The following is a 16,285-nucleotide window of genomic DNA, read 5'->3' as shown; positions in this document are numbered from 1 at the left end:
GGCTCGGCATGCCCGCACTCCGGCCCGGTTCCGCGGGCCGCCGCGACGGGCCATCCATGGCCCGGCGCGGCTAAATCGGCATCCTTGCCGATTTACCCGCTCCACCGTGCCTACTTGCGGCCATCGTGGTTGACGGGGCCCGCAGATCAAAATCAAAAGCCAGATCAAAAGCACGCAGCCTCGCTGGCGCTCGACAGCTGCTACGGGCGGGGTGGCTCTGCTTTTCTGTGGGAGCTGGCTTGCCTGCGATGCAGACAACTCGGTACATCAGGTACTTCCAGTTGATGCTATCGCGGGCAAGCCAGCTCCCACATTTGAACCGTGCCCGCTTTAGATTTTGATTTTGCTTCACAACACTCAAGCCGGGCTGTAGCCCGGCTGTTCAAAAGTGAGCCGCCGTAAGGGCGGAACCAATAGCGGCCGTTACCTAAATAACGGATATACACCCCGACCCCCCTCTCACCCCAACAACTCACTCATCGCAATAATCTGCTCCGCCACCTGAATCAGCTTCTGCTGCCGACTCATCGCCTGACGCCGCATCAGCGTGTAGGCCTCTTCCTCATTACACCCCTTCATTTTCATCAACAACCCCTTGGCCGTTTCGATCCGCTTGCGTTCGGCCAACTGCTGATCCCGCGCCTGCAACTGCGCGCGCAGCGCCTGGTCACTCTCGAACCGCGCCATCGCCACATCCAGAATCGGCTGCAACCGCTGCGCCTGAATCCCCTCGACAATGTAGGCACTCACCCCGGACTTGATCGCCTGACGCATCACCCCCGGATCATGCTCATCGGTAAACATCACAATCGGCCGTGGCTGGTCGCGACTCACCAGCACCACCTGCTCCATCACATCGCGTCCCGGCGACTCGGTATCGATCAAAATCACGTCCGGGCGCACCGCTTCGACCCGCGCCGGCAAGTCGATCGTCAACCCCGATTCATCGATCACCTCAAACCCGGCCTCGGTCAACGCAGCCTTGAGCCGCCCGACCTTGCGCGGTGTGTCATTGATCAACAGGATTCGTAGCATGGGTTCCTCCTGTCAGCGCAAGGCCTGGCGGCTGGCAACATCTGCCATGGCATGCAGGCGAAAGCTGCGGGCATACCCGGCCGGGTCCGAACCGTCCCAGATTTTTCCGTCGATCAACTGGCTGCTGCGCATGGCCTCGCCACCGGCAGGCACGCCCACGGCGCTGGCCGCCTGGCGATAGATGTCCAGTTGTTGCACACGCCGGGCAACGCCGAGGTAGTCCGGGTCCTCCCGCAGCAGGCCCCAGCGGCGGAACTGGGTCATGAACCACATGCCATCAGACAGGTAGGGCAGGTTCACCTCGCCGTCGCCATAAAAACGCAGCGCGTGGGGATCCTGCCAGTGGTTGCCGAGGCCGTCATCGTAGTCGCCGAGCAGGCGCGGTTCGATGCAATCGAGCGGGGCGTCGAGGTACTGCGGGGCGCTCAGCAACTGTGCAGTGGAGCGGCGGTTTTCCGTGCTCTGTTCGATAAAACGGCTGGCCTGCAGGATCGCCATCACCAGTACCCGGGCGGTATTGGGGTATTGCTCGACAAATGCCTGGGTGCAGCCGAGGACTTTTTCCGGATGGTCCGGCCACAGTGCCTGGGTGGTGGCCAGGGTAAAGCCCTGGTTCTGCTTCACCGCACTGGCGCACCAGGGCTCGCCCACACAAAAGCCGTCGATGCGCCCGGCTTGCAGGTGCGCAACCATCTGCGGCGGCGGCACCACCACACTGTCCACATCCTGCAGGGGATGAATGCCCTGGCTGGCCAGCCAGTAATACAACCACATGGCGTGGGTACCTGTGGGAAAGGTCTGGGCGAAGGTGAGTTTTGTTCGGCTTTGGTGCACGTGGCGGTCCAGTGCCTCAGGACTGGTCACCCCCAGCTGTTGCAGGCCACGGGACAGGTTGATGCTCTGGCCGTTCTGGTTCAGGCCCATCAGCACCGCCATATCGGTGGGTGCCACGCCGCCGATGCCCAGGTGCACGGCGTAGATCAGGCCGTACAGGCTGTGGGCGGCGTCCAGTTCGCCGCTGACCAGGTTGTCCCGCAGGCTGGCCCATGATGACTGGCGCCTGAGATTCAAGGTCAGGCCATAGGGCTGGGCGAAGCCCTGGGTGGCGGCGACCACCACCGAGGCGCAATCGCTCAGGGCCATGAAACCCAGGTTGAGGCTGCTCTTTTCCGGGGCATCGCTGCCGTTGACCCAAGCCAGGGGATCACTCATCAATACGTACCTTTCATAAAAAAACGCCGTTCCGTCGGGTACTCAGAAGAAGAGCCCGGGGTAACGACGTCTGTGTCCTTGAGCCCGTTCCGCCGTTGGCGCGAGCTGCGATAGACAAGGCAAAGCAAGGCACATGCCACGATGCGCACAGGATGGGCTGGGCGTCAGCTTTCCATCAGGATTGAAATCGGCCTGCCTCGCAGTATGGCCGCTCTTTCAGCCCGGGCCATGCAGGCATGTTCAGCCACCTTCACCGTTTCTCGACGCTGTTTTTCGGCCTGGTGCTGCTGGGCAGCCCCGGCGCGTTCGGGGGCTCCTACCAGGCCCGTGATGAAAGCCTGCACACTTTTTTTACCGCGTTGTCCCTGCCGCTGGGGCAGCCGATCGTTGTCAGTCAGGCGGCAGCTCGCAAGCGCATCAGCGGGGCGTTCGATTTCGACTCGCCCCAACCGCTGCTGGAGTCGGTCGCCCAGCAGCAAGGCCTGATCTGGTACACCGATGGCCAGGTGCTTTACCTCTATGACGCCGACGAGGCGAAAAGCTCGGTAGTGACCCTGCGGCATATCTCGGTCGACCTCCTGCGTGGGTTCATGCGCCGTTCGGGGCTCGAAGAGGCGCGCTACCCGCTGCGTGCGAGTGGGGCGCGGGTGTTCTACGTGTCCGGGCCGCCGAACTATGTCGACCATGTGCTGCGCCTGGCCCAACTGATGGACCGCCAGCGTGCGGAACTGCGCCTGGGGCCGCAGCGGATCGGGGTGGTGCAGGTGCTCAACACCCACGTTGCAGACCGCGAGTACAACATGGGCGACAGAACCGTCACGGTGCCGGGCATGGCATCCATGATCGAAAAACTGCTGGCCGTCGAGCAGGAGAGTGCGTCCCCGCGGCAACCCGGATTACTGGCCGACAAGAATATCTCGGTGCTGGCGTACCCGGACACCAACAGCCTGCTGATCAAGGGCAAGCCCGCGCAGGTGAGCTTTATCGAAGGTCTGGTGGCAGAACTGGACGTACCGAAGCGCGCGGTGGAGGTTTCGATGTGGCTGGTGGATGTGGACCGCGATGAGCTCAAGAAGATCGGCGCGACCATGCACAAGGGGGCGGACAAGCCTTCAGCGACCCGGGTCATGGCACCCATCGAGGACGAAGCATTCATGAAGCGGATCACCACCTTGGAGTTGCGCAGGCGAGCGAGGGTAACGACGTTGCCGGTGATTCTCACCCAGGAGAATGTGCCCGCGGTTTTCAACGACAACCAGACGTTCTATCTGCCCCGGCCGGGTGAAGACCACGACGAATGGCAACCGGTGGTCTTTGGTACGCAGGTCAGTGTTCTGCCGCGCTTTGCCGAGGCGAATGAAATCGAGATGCTGCTCACCGTCGAGGATGGCCGCCAGATGGGCAAGGCTGCCAGTCGCGACAAACCCTCGGCGGGGGTGGAGCGGATGGGGATCAACACGGTGGTGCGTGTGGCTCCGGGCAGGCGATTGCTGGTGGGGAATTTTCAGCGCGATACCGGCACAGCCTTGCTCGGACGCTACAACGGGCCCATGGCCAACAGTGTGCGATTGTTTGTGATTCAGGCGACGGCGGTCGCAAATGTGCTGCATACCGCTGCCGAGCCGGGGCAGGCGCCGCCGTTGACGCGCTCCCAGCATGAGCAGGTGAAGCGGGCATTTAACCGGGTGACCGAAGGATAAGAACGTTGGTGGCGCCCCTGGGCGGGCATCGCCGAAAGGTCCTACGTGCCCAGTCTGAAAAAATCAGTGCCTATGGGGTTTTTTCCTCTCCTATACAGCGAGTGGGCTTTTTATAGTCGCGACCTTCAGGAAACCAGTGTTGGAAATGAAGGTGAGTTGGGTGCGGAGGTACGAATGGCCGTGGTGAACGATGGGGTACTGGCTACCCCCATGGTCTTTGAGCGCTGGACGTTGCACGGCGACGGTAGATTGACCAGTGAAGACTCGGATATTCAACTCCCGCCCAAGGAGTGGCAGGTGTTGCGCCTGTTGCTGTCCTCGGCCGGAGTGCTGGTGACCAAGGACCACTTGCTGGAACAGGCATGGCCCCATAACGAGGCCACGGAAGAGTCCCTGACCCGTTGCATCTGTTCGCTGCGCAAATATTTGAAGGGCGGCAAGGGCCTGATCAAGACGGTATACGGCAAGGGGTACCGGGTGACCTGTGCGGTCAGGGTGACCAGCCTGACGGTGGGCGCTGTCTGTTCCACCTGCGGTCGGGGGCAGGCATGAGCAGCGCCCGATGCAAGGGGGCGCTGCTGCTGATGCTCACGCTCGGCTTCGGCAATGAAGCCCGGGCGTATTGCTGGGCCGAGGCTGCCAGCCGATACGGCATGGAGCCGGAATTGTTGCAGGCCATCGCCGCGGTGGAGTCGGGCTACCGCGCCAAGGCCATGAATTACGCCAACAACAACGGCACCCGTGATATCGGGCTGATGCAGATCAACAGCATTCACCTGCCGCGCCTGCTCAAGGAGGGCATTACCGAGCAGCGCTTGCTGGATGAGCCTTGCCTGTCGGTGGAGGTGGGGGCGTCGATCCTTGCCGACTTCGTCAAACAGTTCGGCTACAACTGGACAGCGATCGGTTCCTACAATGTGGGCGGCGGGCCCGGGCCTCAGCGTGAGGCCCTGCGTCTTCGCTATGCGCAAAAAATCTGGGTCCGCTATGAGGAACTGATGACGCACCGTAACTGACGATTGGACGGCACGCCTCGCATGCAGCCCGTCACCCCGGCTATAATCGCCGCCACCTTTCGCCGCCATCCGAGTCAAGCCCGCCCATGTATACCCTGGCCCGCCAGCTGTTGTTCAAACTCTCTCCGGAAACTTCCCACGATCTGTCCCTGGACTTGATCGGTGCCGGTGGCCGCCTGGGGCTCAATGGCCTGGTGTGCAAGGCCCCGGCGAAAATGCCGGTGTCGGTGATGGGGCTCGATTTCCCCAACCCGGTAGGCCTGGCTGCGGGTTTGGACAAAAACGGCGCGGCCATCGACGGTTTTGCGCAGCTGGGTTTTGGCTTTGTCGAAATCGGCACCGTGACCCCACGGCCGCAGCCGGGCAACCCGAAGCCGCGGATCTTCCGCCTGCCGGAAGCCGAGGCGATCATCAATCGCATGGGCTTCAACAACCTGGGTGTGGATAACCTGCTGTCACGGGTTCAGGCGGCGAAGTACACCGGTATCCTCGGGATCAATATCGGCAAGAACTTCGACACGCCGGTGGAGCGTGCGGTGGATGACTATCTGATTTGCCTGGACAAGGTCTACGCCCACGCCAGCTACGTCACGGTCAACGTCAGCTCGCCTAACACCCCGGGCCTGCGCAGCCTGCAGTTTGGCGACTCCCTCAAGCAACTGCTCGAAGCCTTGCGTCAGCGCCAGGAAGATTTGGCTGTGCGCCACGGCAAGCGTGTGCCCCTGGCAATCAAGATTGCCCCGGACATGAACGACGAAGAGACCGTACTGGTGGCCCAGGCCCTGGTGGATTCGGGCATGGATGCGGTGATCGCCACCAACACCACCCTGAGCCGCGTCGGTGTCGAAGGCCTGGCGTATGGTGACGAAGCGGGCGGCCTGTCCGGTGCGCCGGTACGCGACCAGAGCACCCACATCGTCAAGGTGCTGGCGGCCGAGTTGGCAGGGCGCTTGCCGATCATTGCCGTGGGTGGCATCACCGAGGGCAAGCACGCGGCCGAAAAAATCGCCGCCGGCGCGAGCCTGGTGCAGTTGTATTCCGGCTTTATCTACAAGGGCCCGGCGTTGATTCGCCAGGCGGTGGATGCGATTGCGGCATTGCCGCGCGGCTGACAACAGGCAATAAAAAGGGCTCCTTGAAGGAGCCCCTGGGCCGAAGCCCGCCGCCCGGATGGGGCGTGCGTGGTTAAGTGGTTGCGTATTCGTGCTGGTGTCGGAATTAAATGCCCTTGATTAGCCGACGGCGTGAAGTTCGTTGAGTCTGTGGATTCCCGCAGTGCCAGTCATACCGTCCCAGTTGTCGCCGCGTCCTTCTCGCCAGCCGTTGATCCAGGCTTGGCGTACCGACGGTAGAGTAAATGGGCAAAGCTCACGGGATTTGCCATGAACGCCATATTGATATCCGCGTAAAAATGCTCTTTCCAACGGATCACGCTTAAGTCTTCTCATAGGGTGTTTCCCTCACTTGTTGACTGTCTTGATATCCTTCGGCCTCGTCCGAGGCCGGGCAGAGTTTTTCTGCCGTTGGTGCGCTCGCTGCCGGCGTGGCGAGCTATGTGTCGGCGTCGTTACGACACCAACCTGTGTTGAGTTCTAACCAATAGGTCACATGGATTCAATGATCGTTTTGTCATAAGCACGTAACGATAACGATGCTATAGCCATAAGCTGGGATGGCTTTTCGCCCCTTTTATTGGGCAAACCCAGCTATGATGTGCCCTTCAAAGAGGATGGGTTTAATCCTTTAGTGAGAATGTCCGCCTGTTGCAGTCGGTTATTATTCGACGAAGGGTCGGAATGTTTCTTTTTGTTGCTTCAAATACTTGAACTGCCCCGTCGATAAAGGCCCGAAAGGCCGGTAGCCGGGGTGGAACGGCACATTCGTGCCACACGAGCGCTCTTCAAGAAAAGCGCTTGATTGAAAACCGAACGCGCGATGCGTCGCCCGTTCACTTATTGCTGAAAAGCCTGGAATGCCCCATGTCGGACCGTTTTGAACTCTTCCTCACCTGCCCCAAGGGCCTCGAAGGCCTGCTGATCGAGGAAGCCGTGGGGCTTGGCCTTGAGGAAGCCCGCGAGCACACCTCGGCCGTGCGCGGCATGGCCGACATGGAGACCGCCTACCGCCTGTGCCTCTGGTCGCGCCTGGCCAACCGCGTGTTGCTGGTGCTCAAGCGCTTCCCGATGAAGGACGCCGAAGACCTGTACCACGGGGTGCTGGACATCGAGTGGGAAGACCACATGCTCGCCGACGGCACCCTGGCCGTTGAATTCAGCGGCCATGGCTCGGGCATCGACAACACCCACTTCGGCGCGCTGAAGGTCAAGGATGCGATTGTCGACAAGCTGCGCACCCCGACCGGCGAACGTCCATCCATCGACAAGATCAACCCGGACCTGCGCATCCACCTGCGCCTGGACCGTGGCGAAGCGATCCTTTCCCTTGATTTGTCCGGCCACAGCCTGCACCAGCGCGGCTACCGCCTGCAGCAGGGCGCGGCACCGTTGAAAGAGAACCTGGCGGCGGCGATCCTGATTCGCTCCGGCTGGCCGCGCATCGCTGCCGAAGGCGGCGCGCTGACGGACCCGATGTGCGGCGTCGGTACCTTCCTGGTGGAAGGCGCGATGATCGCCGCCGACATGGCGCCCAACCTGAACCGTGAGCTGTGGGGTTTCACCGCCTGGCTTGGCCACGTTCCGGCGCTGTGGAAAAAACTTCACACAGAGGCCAGCGAACGTGCCGCCATCGGCATGGCCAAGCCACCGCTGTGGATTCGTGGTTACGAGGCGGATCCTCGCCTGATCCAGCCCGCCCGTAACAACATCGAACGCGCAGGCCTTAGCCACTGGATCAAGATCTACCAGGGCGAAGTCGGTACCTTCGAGCCGCGTCCGGACCAGAACCAGAAAGGCCTGGTGATCTGCAACCCGCCGTATGGCGAGCGTCTGGGTGATGAAGCCAGCCTGTTGTACCTCTATCAGAACCTCGGCGAGCGTCTGCGCCAGGCGTGCCTGGGCTGGGAAGCGGCGGTGTTCACCGGTGCTCCGGACCTGGGCAAGCGCATGGGCATCCGCAGCCACAAACAGTATTCGTTCTGGAACGGCGCCTTGCCGTGCAAATTGCTGCTGATCAAGGTCACCCCGGATCAGTTCGTCACCGGCGAGCGTCGCACCCCGGAACAACGCCAGGCCGAGCGCGAGCAAGCGGCCTACGACCAGGCGCCGACCGAGCCACAAGAGCGCCAGTACAACAAGAACGGGAATCCGATCAAACCCGCCCCGGCCCCAGTGGTCGAGCAGGCGCGCTTGAGCGAAGGCGGGCAGATGTTTGCCAACCGCCTGCAAAAGAACCTGAAACTGCTGGGCAAGTGGGCCAAGCGCGAAGGCGTCGATTGCTACCGTGTGTACGATGCCGACATGCCGGAATACTCCATGGCCATCGACCTGTACCACGACTGGGTCCACGTCCAGGAATACGTGGCGCCGAAGTCGATTGACCCGGAAAAAGCTTCGGCACGCATGTTCGATGCCCTGGCGGCCATTCCCCAGGCGCTGGGCATCGACAAGAACCGTGTGGTGGTCAAGCGTCGCGAACGCCAGAGCGGCACCAAGCAGTACGAGCGCCAGAGCGCCCAGGGCAAGTTCACCGAGGTCAGCGAAGGCGGCGTCAAGTTGCTGGTCAACCTGACCGATTACCTGGACACCGGCCTGTTCCTCGACCACCGTCCAATGCGCATGCGCATCCAGAAAGAGGCGGCCGGCAAACGCTTCCTCAACCTGTATTGCTACACCGCCACCGCCAGTGTGCACGCCGCCAAGGGTGGCGCGCGCAGCACCACCAGCGTCGACCTGTCGAAGACCTACCTGGACTGGGCGCGCCGCAACTTCTCCCTCAACGGTTTCTCCGACAAGAACCGCCTGGAGCAGGGCGACGTGATGGCCTGGCTGGAAGCCAGCCGCGATGAGTTCGACATGATCTTCATCGACCCGCCGACCTTCTCCAACTCCAAGCGCATGGAAGGCATCTTCGACGTGCAACGCGACCACGTGCAGTTGCTGGACCTGGCCATGGCGCGCCTGGCACCGGGCGGCGTGTTGTACTTCTCGAACAACTTCCGCAAGTTCCAGCTGGAAGACAACCTCGTCGAGCGGTATGCCGTCGAAGAGATCAGCGACAAGACCATCGACCCGGATTTTGCGCGTAACGCCAAGATCCATCGGGCGTGGAAAATCACCGCGCGCTGATCACTGCGTTCTGAAGCCGCAGGCCCGGATCATTCCGGCCTTGCGGCTTTTTTTTGCGCTGGTCAAACGCAAGTCCTGTGGCTATAACTTAGGACCTGGCCAAAGTGACGCACCCGCACGCTGGCGTTCCGAGTCTTGTCTATGCCGCTGCATGCCGTCCGCCCGAAAATCCTAGGCTTTATCAGTGAGCAGGTGTCGGCGTGGCTGGTGGCGGTGGTGGTGTTGCTGGCCGGTATCGCGCTGACGATTGTCGTCGCCTGGGCCGCGTCAGAGCTTTACCAGCAGCAGATGCGCCAGCGCTTTCAACTGCTGGTCAACGAGCGCTACAGCCGTCTCCAGGAGCGTTTCGAGGACCAGGAACAACGCCTGGGCAGCCTGCGGCGGTTCTTCGTCAATTCAAATACAGTCTCGCGCAAAGAGTTCGAAGGGTTCGCGCAGCCCTTGCTGTTGCGTACCCGCGCCTATGCCTGGGCACCCCGGGTTTTGCGTGACCAGCGCGGTGCGTTCGAGCAGGCAATCACGGCGGAGCGCGGTGCGAATTTCTCCATTCGTGAATTGAATGCGGCGGGCGAACTGACCCCGGCGACTGATCGCGATGAGTATGTGCCGGTGTTGTACAGCCAGACCCAGAGCATTCTCGGCTCGCCGCTGGGTTTTGACCTGTTGGCCCAGCCACTGCGGCGCTCGACGGTGGAGCGTGCGCAACAGTCAGGGAAGATGGCGGTGTCCCAGCCCATGCAACTGGTGGGTGTGGAGCCGGCCTATGCCATGGGTGTATTGCTGGTGGCACCGGTCAGCCGGGCACCGACGACACAAGTGCCCAACAGTGAACCTTACGGCTACGTCATGGCGGTGATCAGCATGCGCCAGCTGGTGGCCGATGGCTTGCCCAAGGCCGCACGGGACAACCTGGTGATGCAGATTGTCGACACCTCCGATGCAGAGCAACGGGTGTTGTACGAATCCAGCAACCCCGTGGCAGACAGTGACCTGGTGGCAGCACGCCGGCTGACGCTCGGCGACCACGTCTACGCCTTGAGCCTGCGCCCCAGCCAGGTGTTCCAGCAGGGCAGTCACTCGTCGCTGGTCAGTATCCTGGTCATGGGCAGCCTGCTGAGTGTGCTGCTCAGTGCGTTGCTCTACGTGGTGGTCAGCCAGCGCCAGCGCGCATTGAAGCTGGTGGAGCAGCGCACCGCCCAATTGCGTCAGCGGGAACAGGAACTGCGAGGCACCCACGGCCAACTGCGCAGCGTGCTCAATGCGGCCACCCAGGTGGCGATCATCGCGACGGACTTGCGCGGTGTGATCACCACCTTCAACGCCGGCGCCGAGCAGATGCTGGGCTTTGAAGCACAAGAGGTACTGGGCCACCTGACCCTCGAAAGCCTGCACCTGGCCCCCGAGCTGGAAGCCCGTGCCGCGCAATTGAGCGCAATCCTCGGCAAGCGCATCGCGCCAGCCCAGGCGATGCTGGTGGACAGCGCCGATGCAGTGCATGAGGCCCGCGAGTGGACGCTGGTACGCAAGGACGGCAGCCAACTGACGGTGAACATGCTCGCCACTGTTCTGCTGGACGAGCATGGCCTGTGGGTCGGACACCTGGCGATCTGCCTGGATATCACCGAGCAGAAGCGCGCCTATGAGGCACTGGCCGCGCGGGACCGCCTGCTGAAGAAACTCAGCGCCCATGTGCCCGGCGGTATTTTCCAGTTCATCCTGGAACCGAATAATGTCTCGCGGTTCATTTATGCCAGCGATGGCATCCGCGACATCTACGAAATCGAGCCTGGGGTGTTGCAGCAGGATGCGCGAAAGGTCTTCGAGCGGATTCATCCGCTGGATGTCGAGCGGGTACGGGAGTCCATTCGCCTGTCCACCCTGCAACTGAGCCATTGGCGTGAAGAATACCGGGTGCAGTTGCCCCATCGGGGGCTGCGCTGGGTTCGCGGTGAGGCGACGCCGGAAGAGCTGGCCGGTGGTGGTACGTTATGGCATGGCTATGTGTCGGATATTTCCGATCTCAAGCGGGTCGAGGAAGAGCTGCGGGCGCTGTCGATTACCGATTCCCTGACCGGCATTCATAACCGACGCTACTTCCAGGACCGGCTGAAGGCCGAGATGATCCGGGTCAAGCGTGCCTCGGGGGCGTTGTCGGTGATCATGTTCGACATCGATCACTTCAAGCGCATCAACGACCAGCATGGTCACGCGGTGGGTGATGAAGTGCTCAAGGAGTTATGCCGGCGCATCAGCCAGCGGTTACGACGCACGGATGTGTTTTGCCGGCTGGGCGGCGAGGAGTTTGTGGTGCTGTGCGCCAATACCGACGGCAGCCAGGCGTTCAATGTTGCCCTGGAGTTGTGGCAGGCGTTGCGCGGTGAGCCGATGGAAGGTGTCGGCACGGTGACGGCGAGCTTCGGGGTCGCCAGTTGGCGGGTCGAGGAGGGCGTCGACAGCTTGTTGCTGCGGGCGGATTCGGGTGTCTATGCCGCCAAGCAGGCGGGCAGGGACAGGGTTGAGGCAGAGCGGGTGCTTGCCTGAAGTGCACGGCCATTCAAGCTATTAGAGATCAATGTGGGAGCTGGCTTGCCTGCGATAGCATCACCTCGGTATTCCTGATAGACCGAGGCGTCTGCATCGCAGGCAAGCCAGCTCCCACATTTGATATTTGCTGCTGTTAGAGGCCCGGGGCCGCCGCCGCCAGTTTCGGCTGGCGATACAGGTCCAGCAGCACCTGGTCCAGTACCGAGGACGCGCCCCACGGTTTCGGATCGTTGAGAATCGCCACCACAGCCCAGGTATTGCCATTGTTGTCGCGGCTGAACCCGGCAATCGCGCGCACGGTGTTCAGGGTGCCGGTCTTGACGTGGGCTTCGCCGCGCATGGCCGTGGTCTTCAGGCGTTTACGCATGGTGCCGTCGGTGCCGGCAATCGGCAGCGAACTGATGTACTCCGCCGCGTACGGGCTTCTCCACGCCGCTTGCAGCATGGTCGCCATTTCGCGGGCGCTGACCCGTTCAGCACGGGACAGGCCGGAGCCGTTCTCCATCACCAGGTGCGGCGCGGTGATGCCTTTTTTCGCCAGCCACTGGCGCACCACGCGCTGGGCGGCCTTGGCGTCGTCGCCGTCGGCATCGGTGCGGTACTGCGCACCCAGGCTCAGGAACAACTGCTGGGCCATGGTGTTGTTACTGTATTTGTTGATGTCGCGGATGATCTCCGCCAGGTCCGGCGAGAACGCACGAGCCAGCACTTTGGCGTTCTTCGGTACCGGCGCCTGGATGTCGCGGCCCTGGATGCTGCCGCCCAGTTCCTTCCAGATCGCCCGAACGGCGCCGGCGGTGTAGGTGGCGTGGTCCAGCAACGACAGATACGTCTGCGAACTGCAGCCGTCCGCCAACTGGCCGCTGACGGTCACGGTGACGCTGCCGTCGGCGGCGGTCATCGGGCTGTAGCGCACATCGCCGGTGCATTGCTTGGCGTTGGAGACCTTGACCTGGTTGTCGATGCGGATGCTCGCAATCGGCGGCTCGACCGAGACCAGCACCTTGCCCGAATCATTGCGGGTGACGAAGCGCAGCGCCTTGAGGTTGACCATCAAGGCATCGGGCTTGACCAGGAACGGCTTGTTCTCGTCGTTACCGTCGTCATTGAACTCCGGCAGTTGCGGCGGGATGAAGAAGCCACGGTCCAGCACCAGGTCGCCGGTCACTTGCTGCACGCCATTGGCCCGCAGGTCGCGCATCAGCAGCCAGAGTTTTTCCATGTTCAGCTTGGGGTCGCCGCCGCCCTTGAGGTACAGGTTGCCGTTCAGGATCCCGCCGCTCAGGGTGCCGTCGGTGTAGAACTCGGTTTTCCACTGATGGTTGGGACCGAGCATTTCCAGGGCCGCGTAGGTGGTGACCAGCTTCATGGTCGAGGCCGGGTTGACCGACACGTCGGCGTTGAACACGGTAGGTGTGCCCGGGCCATTGAGGGGAATCATCACCAGGGACAGGGCATTGTTTTGCAGCTTGGCTTTCTGGAGGGCTTCCTGGACCTTGGGCGGCAGGGAAGTGTTGATCGGGGCGGCGGTAACGGAAAAGGCCAGGGGCAGAAGAAAACTGGCGAGTAACAGTGGACGCAAAGATTTGATCATAAGAATTAAAACCCTACTGCTGAGGGGGTAAAAAGGTGAGGGGTATGTACGAAAAATCCCTCAATGGTCATGAAAGTGTCGGCATTATGCCCCAAGGCTGTCGCACTTGTGGCTGAACGATAGCTGCAATTGGCGGTTTTTTTTACTGGCACTCTGCCGCCTGTCCCAGAGAATCGGGCAAAGGCCTGCTTAAACTGCTAAAGTGCCGCCCGTTATTACTTAAGAGGATTGTTCCAATGGCGACTAACCGTTCCCGGCGTCTGCGCAAAAAACTGTGCGTTGATGAATTTCAAGAGCTGGGTTTCGAACTGAACCTGGACTTCAAAGAAGGTTTGGACGATGAAGCGGTTGACGCTTTCCTCGAAGCATTCCTCACTGAAGCGATGGACGGCAACGGCCTGGACTACGTCGGCGGTGATGACTTCGGTCTGGTTTGCAAAGCCACCCGTGGTTCGGTCAACGAAGAACAGCGTGCCGCTGTTGAAGCGTGGCTGAAGGCTCGTCCAGAGCTGACCCGCGTTGAAGTCAGCGCCCTGCTGGACGCTTGGCACCCAGAAAAGCCGATTAACCCGGCAGTCTGATGTCATGAAAAAGCGACCCGCCCGGGTCGCTTTTTCGTTACTGGGTCTAAAGAATCAGGCCTTGCGCCAGTTCAGAATCACCAGCGTCAACACCCCCGCGACAATTCCCCAGAACGCCGAACCGATGGAAAACAACGTCAACCCCGACGCTGTGACCATGAAGGTGATCAACGCAGCTTCCCGTTCCCTGGGTTCATTCATGGCGATGCTCAGGCCATTGATGATCGAGCCAAACAACGCCAGTGCCGCAATCGACAGCACCAGTTCCTTGGGCAGGGCGGCGAACAACGCGGCCAATGTCGCGCCAAACACCCCGGCGATCCCGTAGAAAATCCCGCACCAGACCGCGGCGGTGTAGCGCTTGTTGCGATCCTCATGGGCATGAGGGCCGGTGCAGATCGCCGCGCTGATGGCTGCCAGGTTGATGCCATGGGAGCCAAACGGCGCCAGCACCAGCGAGGCCAGGCCGGTGGTAGTAATCAATGGCGACGCCGGTACGTTATAGCCGTCGGCCCGCAGCACCGCTACACCCGGCATGTTCTGCGAGGTCATGGCCACCACGAACAGCGGGATGCCGATGCTGATGGTCGCGGCCAGGGAGAAGTGCGGCGTGGTCCACACCGGCGTTGCCACTTCCAGGTGAAAGCCACTGAAATCCAGCAGCCCCATCAGCCCGGACAGTGCCGTGCCGATCAGCAGTGCCGCGAGCACGGCATAACGCGGCGACAGGCGCTTGATGACCAGGTAAGTGAAGAACATCCCCAGTACCAGCCCGGTACGGTGCTGCGCGGCGACGAAAATCTCGCTGCCGATCTTGAACAGAATCCCCGCCAGCAAGGCGGCCGCCAGGGACGCGGGGATGCGCTTGACGAGTTTTTCGAAGCTGCCGGTGAGCCCGCAGATCGTCACCAGCACCGCGCAGGTGATGTAGGCGCCGATGGCCTCGCCGTAGCTGACGCCGCCCAGGCTGGTGATCAACAGCGCCGCGCCCGGTGTGGACCAGGCAATGGTGATCGGCGTGCGGTAGCGCAAGGACAGGCCAATGCTGCACACCGCCATGCCGATGGAAATCGCCCAGATCCACGAGGAAATTTGCGCGGTGGTCAGGCCCGCAGCCTGGCCAGCCTGAAACATCAGCACCAGAGAGCTGGTGTAGCCGGTCATCATGGCAATGAAACCGGCGACGATGGCCGAAGGCGAAGTGTCGGCCAGTGGGCGTAATCGCGCTTGGGGGACGTCGGACATGGGCGGTGTTCCTTTTACCGGGCTGTCTGTAGGAGCGAGCTTGCTCGCGAAGGTCGTTAACGATGACGCTGGCATCCTGACTGAATGCGGTGCTTATACGTTTTTCGCGAGCAAGCTCGCTCCTACAAAGGAGAAAGTGCGGAATCAAGCCTAAACTCAAACGTAACGATTCATTGCAATACAGCCGGCGCCGCAAACAGCCGTACAGTGTGTTGGCGCACTGGGTTGTGTACAATGTGCGCTGATTTTACGCGATACTTGCCAGCGACCCTCTGTGCCGTATTACAGTCAACGTCAATTCGCCGCCGTTCTCCCGACCCGAGTGCCCATGAACGAACAGTTGCAGCCCCTCAAGAAACAACCGCGAGCCGGTAAGGCCGGTCGCAGTGGAACCCAGGACGATATCGTCTACGCGCATATCTTCGAGGCGATCCTCGAACAACGCCTGGCGCCCGGTACCAAATTGAGTGAAGAAGCGCTGGGCGAAATCTTCGGCGTCAGCCGCACCATCATTCGCCGCGCGCTGTCGCGCCTGGCCCATGAAGGCGTGGTACTGCTGCGGCCCAATCGTGGTGCGGTAGTGGCCAGCCCGAGCGTCGAGGAAGCCCGCCAGGTATTCCTCGCCCGGCGCCTGGTGGAGCGTGCGATCACTGAATTGGCGGTGCAGCATGCCACGGCCGAGCAACTGGCCGAGCTGCGGCAGATGGTCAACGACGAGCGCGACAGCTTCTCCCGGGGCGATCGCGGCGCGGGCATCCGGCTTTCCGGCGAGTTCCACCTGAAGCTGGCCGAGGCGGCGAAGAATGCCCCGCTGATCAGTTTCCAGCGCAGTCTGGTGTCCCAGACCTCGTTGATCATCGCCCAGTACGAAAGCGGCAACCGCTCGCACTGTTCCTACGATGAGCACACGCAGTTGATCGACGCGATCGAAGCGCGGGATGCGGATTTGGCGGTGAACCTGATGATGCATCACATGGATCACATCGACAGCAAGCTCAACCTCGATGAGGAAAGCGCTTCTGACGATCTGCATGCAGTGTTCTCGCATCTGTTGCAGACAAAGAAGCCGGGGCGCTCGTCTGTAAAACTGTAATTTTCCAGGCTCGCCACTAAC

The 16,285-nt window shown here is 61.5% G+C and carries 13 protein-coding genes; 8 read left to right on the top strand and 5 right to left on the bottom strand.

The window, feature by feature from the left end:
* Positions 1-459: 459 nt before the first annotated feature.
* Both HX801_RS24760 and HX801_RS24755 read right to left on the bottom strand, forming a co-directional pair.
* The gene (locus HX801_RS24760; protein WP_003219125.1) at positions 460-1,035 is read right to left on the bottom strand and encodes an ANTAR domain-containing response regulator; all 576 of its coding nucleotides are present in this window, start codon (positions 1,033-1,035) and stop codon (positions 460-462) included.
* A 12-nt stretch (positions 1,036-1,047) separates the two neighbouring features.
* Entirely contained in the window at positions 1,048-2,247 is a 1,200-nt protein-coding gene (locus HX801_RS24755) for a CmpA/NrtA family ABC transporter substrate-binding protein (protein ID WP_003219123.1), read from the bottom strand.
* 236 nt (positions 2,248-2,483) lie between these two features.
* Here HX801_RS24755 and sctC point away from each other — a divergent pair, with 236 nt between their 5' ends.
* From sctC to HX801_RS24735, 4 genes are all read left to right on the top strand, one after another.
* A complete protein-coding gene (gene sctC / locus HX801_RS24750; RefSeq protein ID WP_177022913.1) occupies positions 2,484-3,947 on the top strand; it encodes a type III secretion system outer membrane ring subunit SctC in 1,464 nt (487 codons plus the stop codon).
* 174 nt (positions 3,948-4,121) lie between these two features.
* Positions 4,122-4,499: a winged helix-turn-helix domain-containing protein gene (locus HX801_RS24745; protein WP_008437545.1), complete on the top strand. Its 378-nt coding sequence runs from the start codon at positions 4,122-4,124 to the stop codon at positions 4,497-4,499.
* Positions 4,496-4,963 (top strand): transglycosylase SLT domain-containing protein, encoded by a 468-nt coding sequence (locus HX801_RS24740; protein ID WP_008437547.1) that lies wholly within the window; start codon positions 4,496-4,498, stop codon positions 4,961-4,963. Before HX801_RS24745 ends, HX801_RS24740 begins: the two co-directional genes overlap by 4 nt.
* 86 nt (positions 4,964-5,049) lie before the next feature.
* Positions 5,050-6,075: a quinone-dependent dihydroorotate dehydrogenase gene (locus tag HX801_RS24735; protein WP_003219118.1), complete on the top strand. Its 1,026-nt coding sequence runs from the start codon at positions 5,050-5,052 to the stop codon at positions 6,073-6,075.
* 120 nt (positions 6,076-6,195) lie between these two features.
* On the opposite strand, the gene rmf is transcribed toward HX801_RS24735, so the two are convergent.
* Entirely contained in the window at positions 6,196-6,411 is a 216-nt protein-coding gene (gene rmf / locus HX801_RS24730; protein WP_002553055.1) for a ribosome modulation factor, read from the bottom strand.
* A gap of 531 nt (positions 6,412-6,942) precedes the next feature.
* On the opposite strand from rmf, the gene rlmKL reads away from it, so the two are divergent.
* Both rlmKL and HX801_RS24720 read left to right on the top strand, forming a co-directional pair.
* On the top strand, positions 6,943-9,207 hold the full coding sequence (gene rlmKL, locus HX801_RS24725; RefSeq protein ID WP_003219107.1) for a bifunctional 23S rRNA (guanine(2069)-N(7))-methyltransferase RlmK/23S rRNA (guanine(2445)-N(2))-methyltransferase RlmL: 2,265 nt from the start codon (positions 6,943-6,945) through the stop codon (positions 9,205-9,207).
* Between the two features lie 141 nt (positions 9,208-9,348).
* Entirely contained in the window at positions 9,349-11,748 is a 2,400-nt protein-coding gene (locus tag HX801_RS24720; RefSeq protein WP_177022912.1) for a diguanylate cyclase, read from the top strand.
* A 136-nt stretch (positions 11,749-11,884) separates the two neighbouring features.
* Here the strand turns inward: HX801_RS24720 and dacB are convergent, their stop codons facing one another.
* Positions 11,885-13,345, bottom strand: coding sequence for a D-alanyl-D-alanine carboxypeptidase/D-alanyl-D-alanine-endopeptidase (dacB, locus tag HX801_RS24715; RefSeq protein ID WP_177022911.1), 1,461 nt, complete (start codon positions 13,343-13,345; stop codon positions 11,885-11,887).
* A 236-nt stretch (positions 13,346-13,581) separates the two neighbouring features.
* Between dacB and HX801_RS24710 the strand changes: the two genes are divergently transcribed.
* Positions 13,582-13,926 carry a YggL family protein gene (locus HX801_RS24710; RefSeq protein WP_003219101.1) on the top strand — a complete coding sequence of 115 codons (345 nt, stop codon included), beginning with the start codon at positions 13,582-13,584 and terminating at the stop codon, positions 13,924-13,926.
* Between the two features lie 54 nt (positions 13,927-13,980).
* On the opposite strand, the gene HX801_RS24705 is transcribed toward HX801_RS24710, so the two are convergent.
* Positions 13,981-15,171, bottom strand: a complete 1,191-nt coding sequence (locus HX801_RS24705) for a benzoate/H(+) symporter BenE family transporter (RefSeq protein WP_008437554.1) — start codon at positions 15,169-15,171, stop codon at positions 13,981-13,983.
* A gap of 328 nt (positions 15,172-15,499) precedes the next feature.
* Here HX801_RS24705 and HX801_RS24700 point away from each other — a divergent pair, with 328 nt between their 5' ends.
* Positions 15,500-16,264: a GntR family transcriptional regulator gene (locus tag HX801_RS24700; RefSeq protein WP_003219095.1), complete on the top strand. Its 765-nt coding sequence runs from the start codon at positions 15,500-15,502 to the stop codon at positions 16,262-16,264.
* The last annotated feature ends 21 nt before the right edge of the window (positions 16,265-16,285 follow it).

This window comes from Pseudomonas sp. G1002 (genome assembly GCF_013385455.1).
GTDB lineage: Bacteria > Pseudomonadota > Gammaproteobacteria > Pseudomonadales > Pseudomonadaceae > Aquipseudomonas.
The sequence above is the reverse complement of the archived record's forward strand: the minus strand, read 5'-3'. Positions and strand labels throughout refer to the sequence as shown.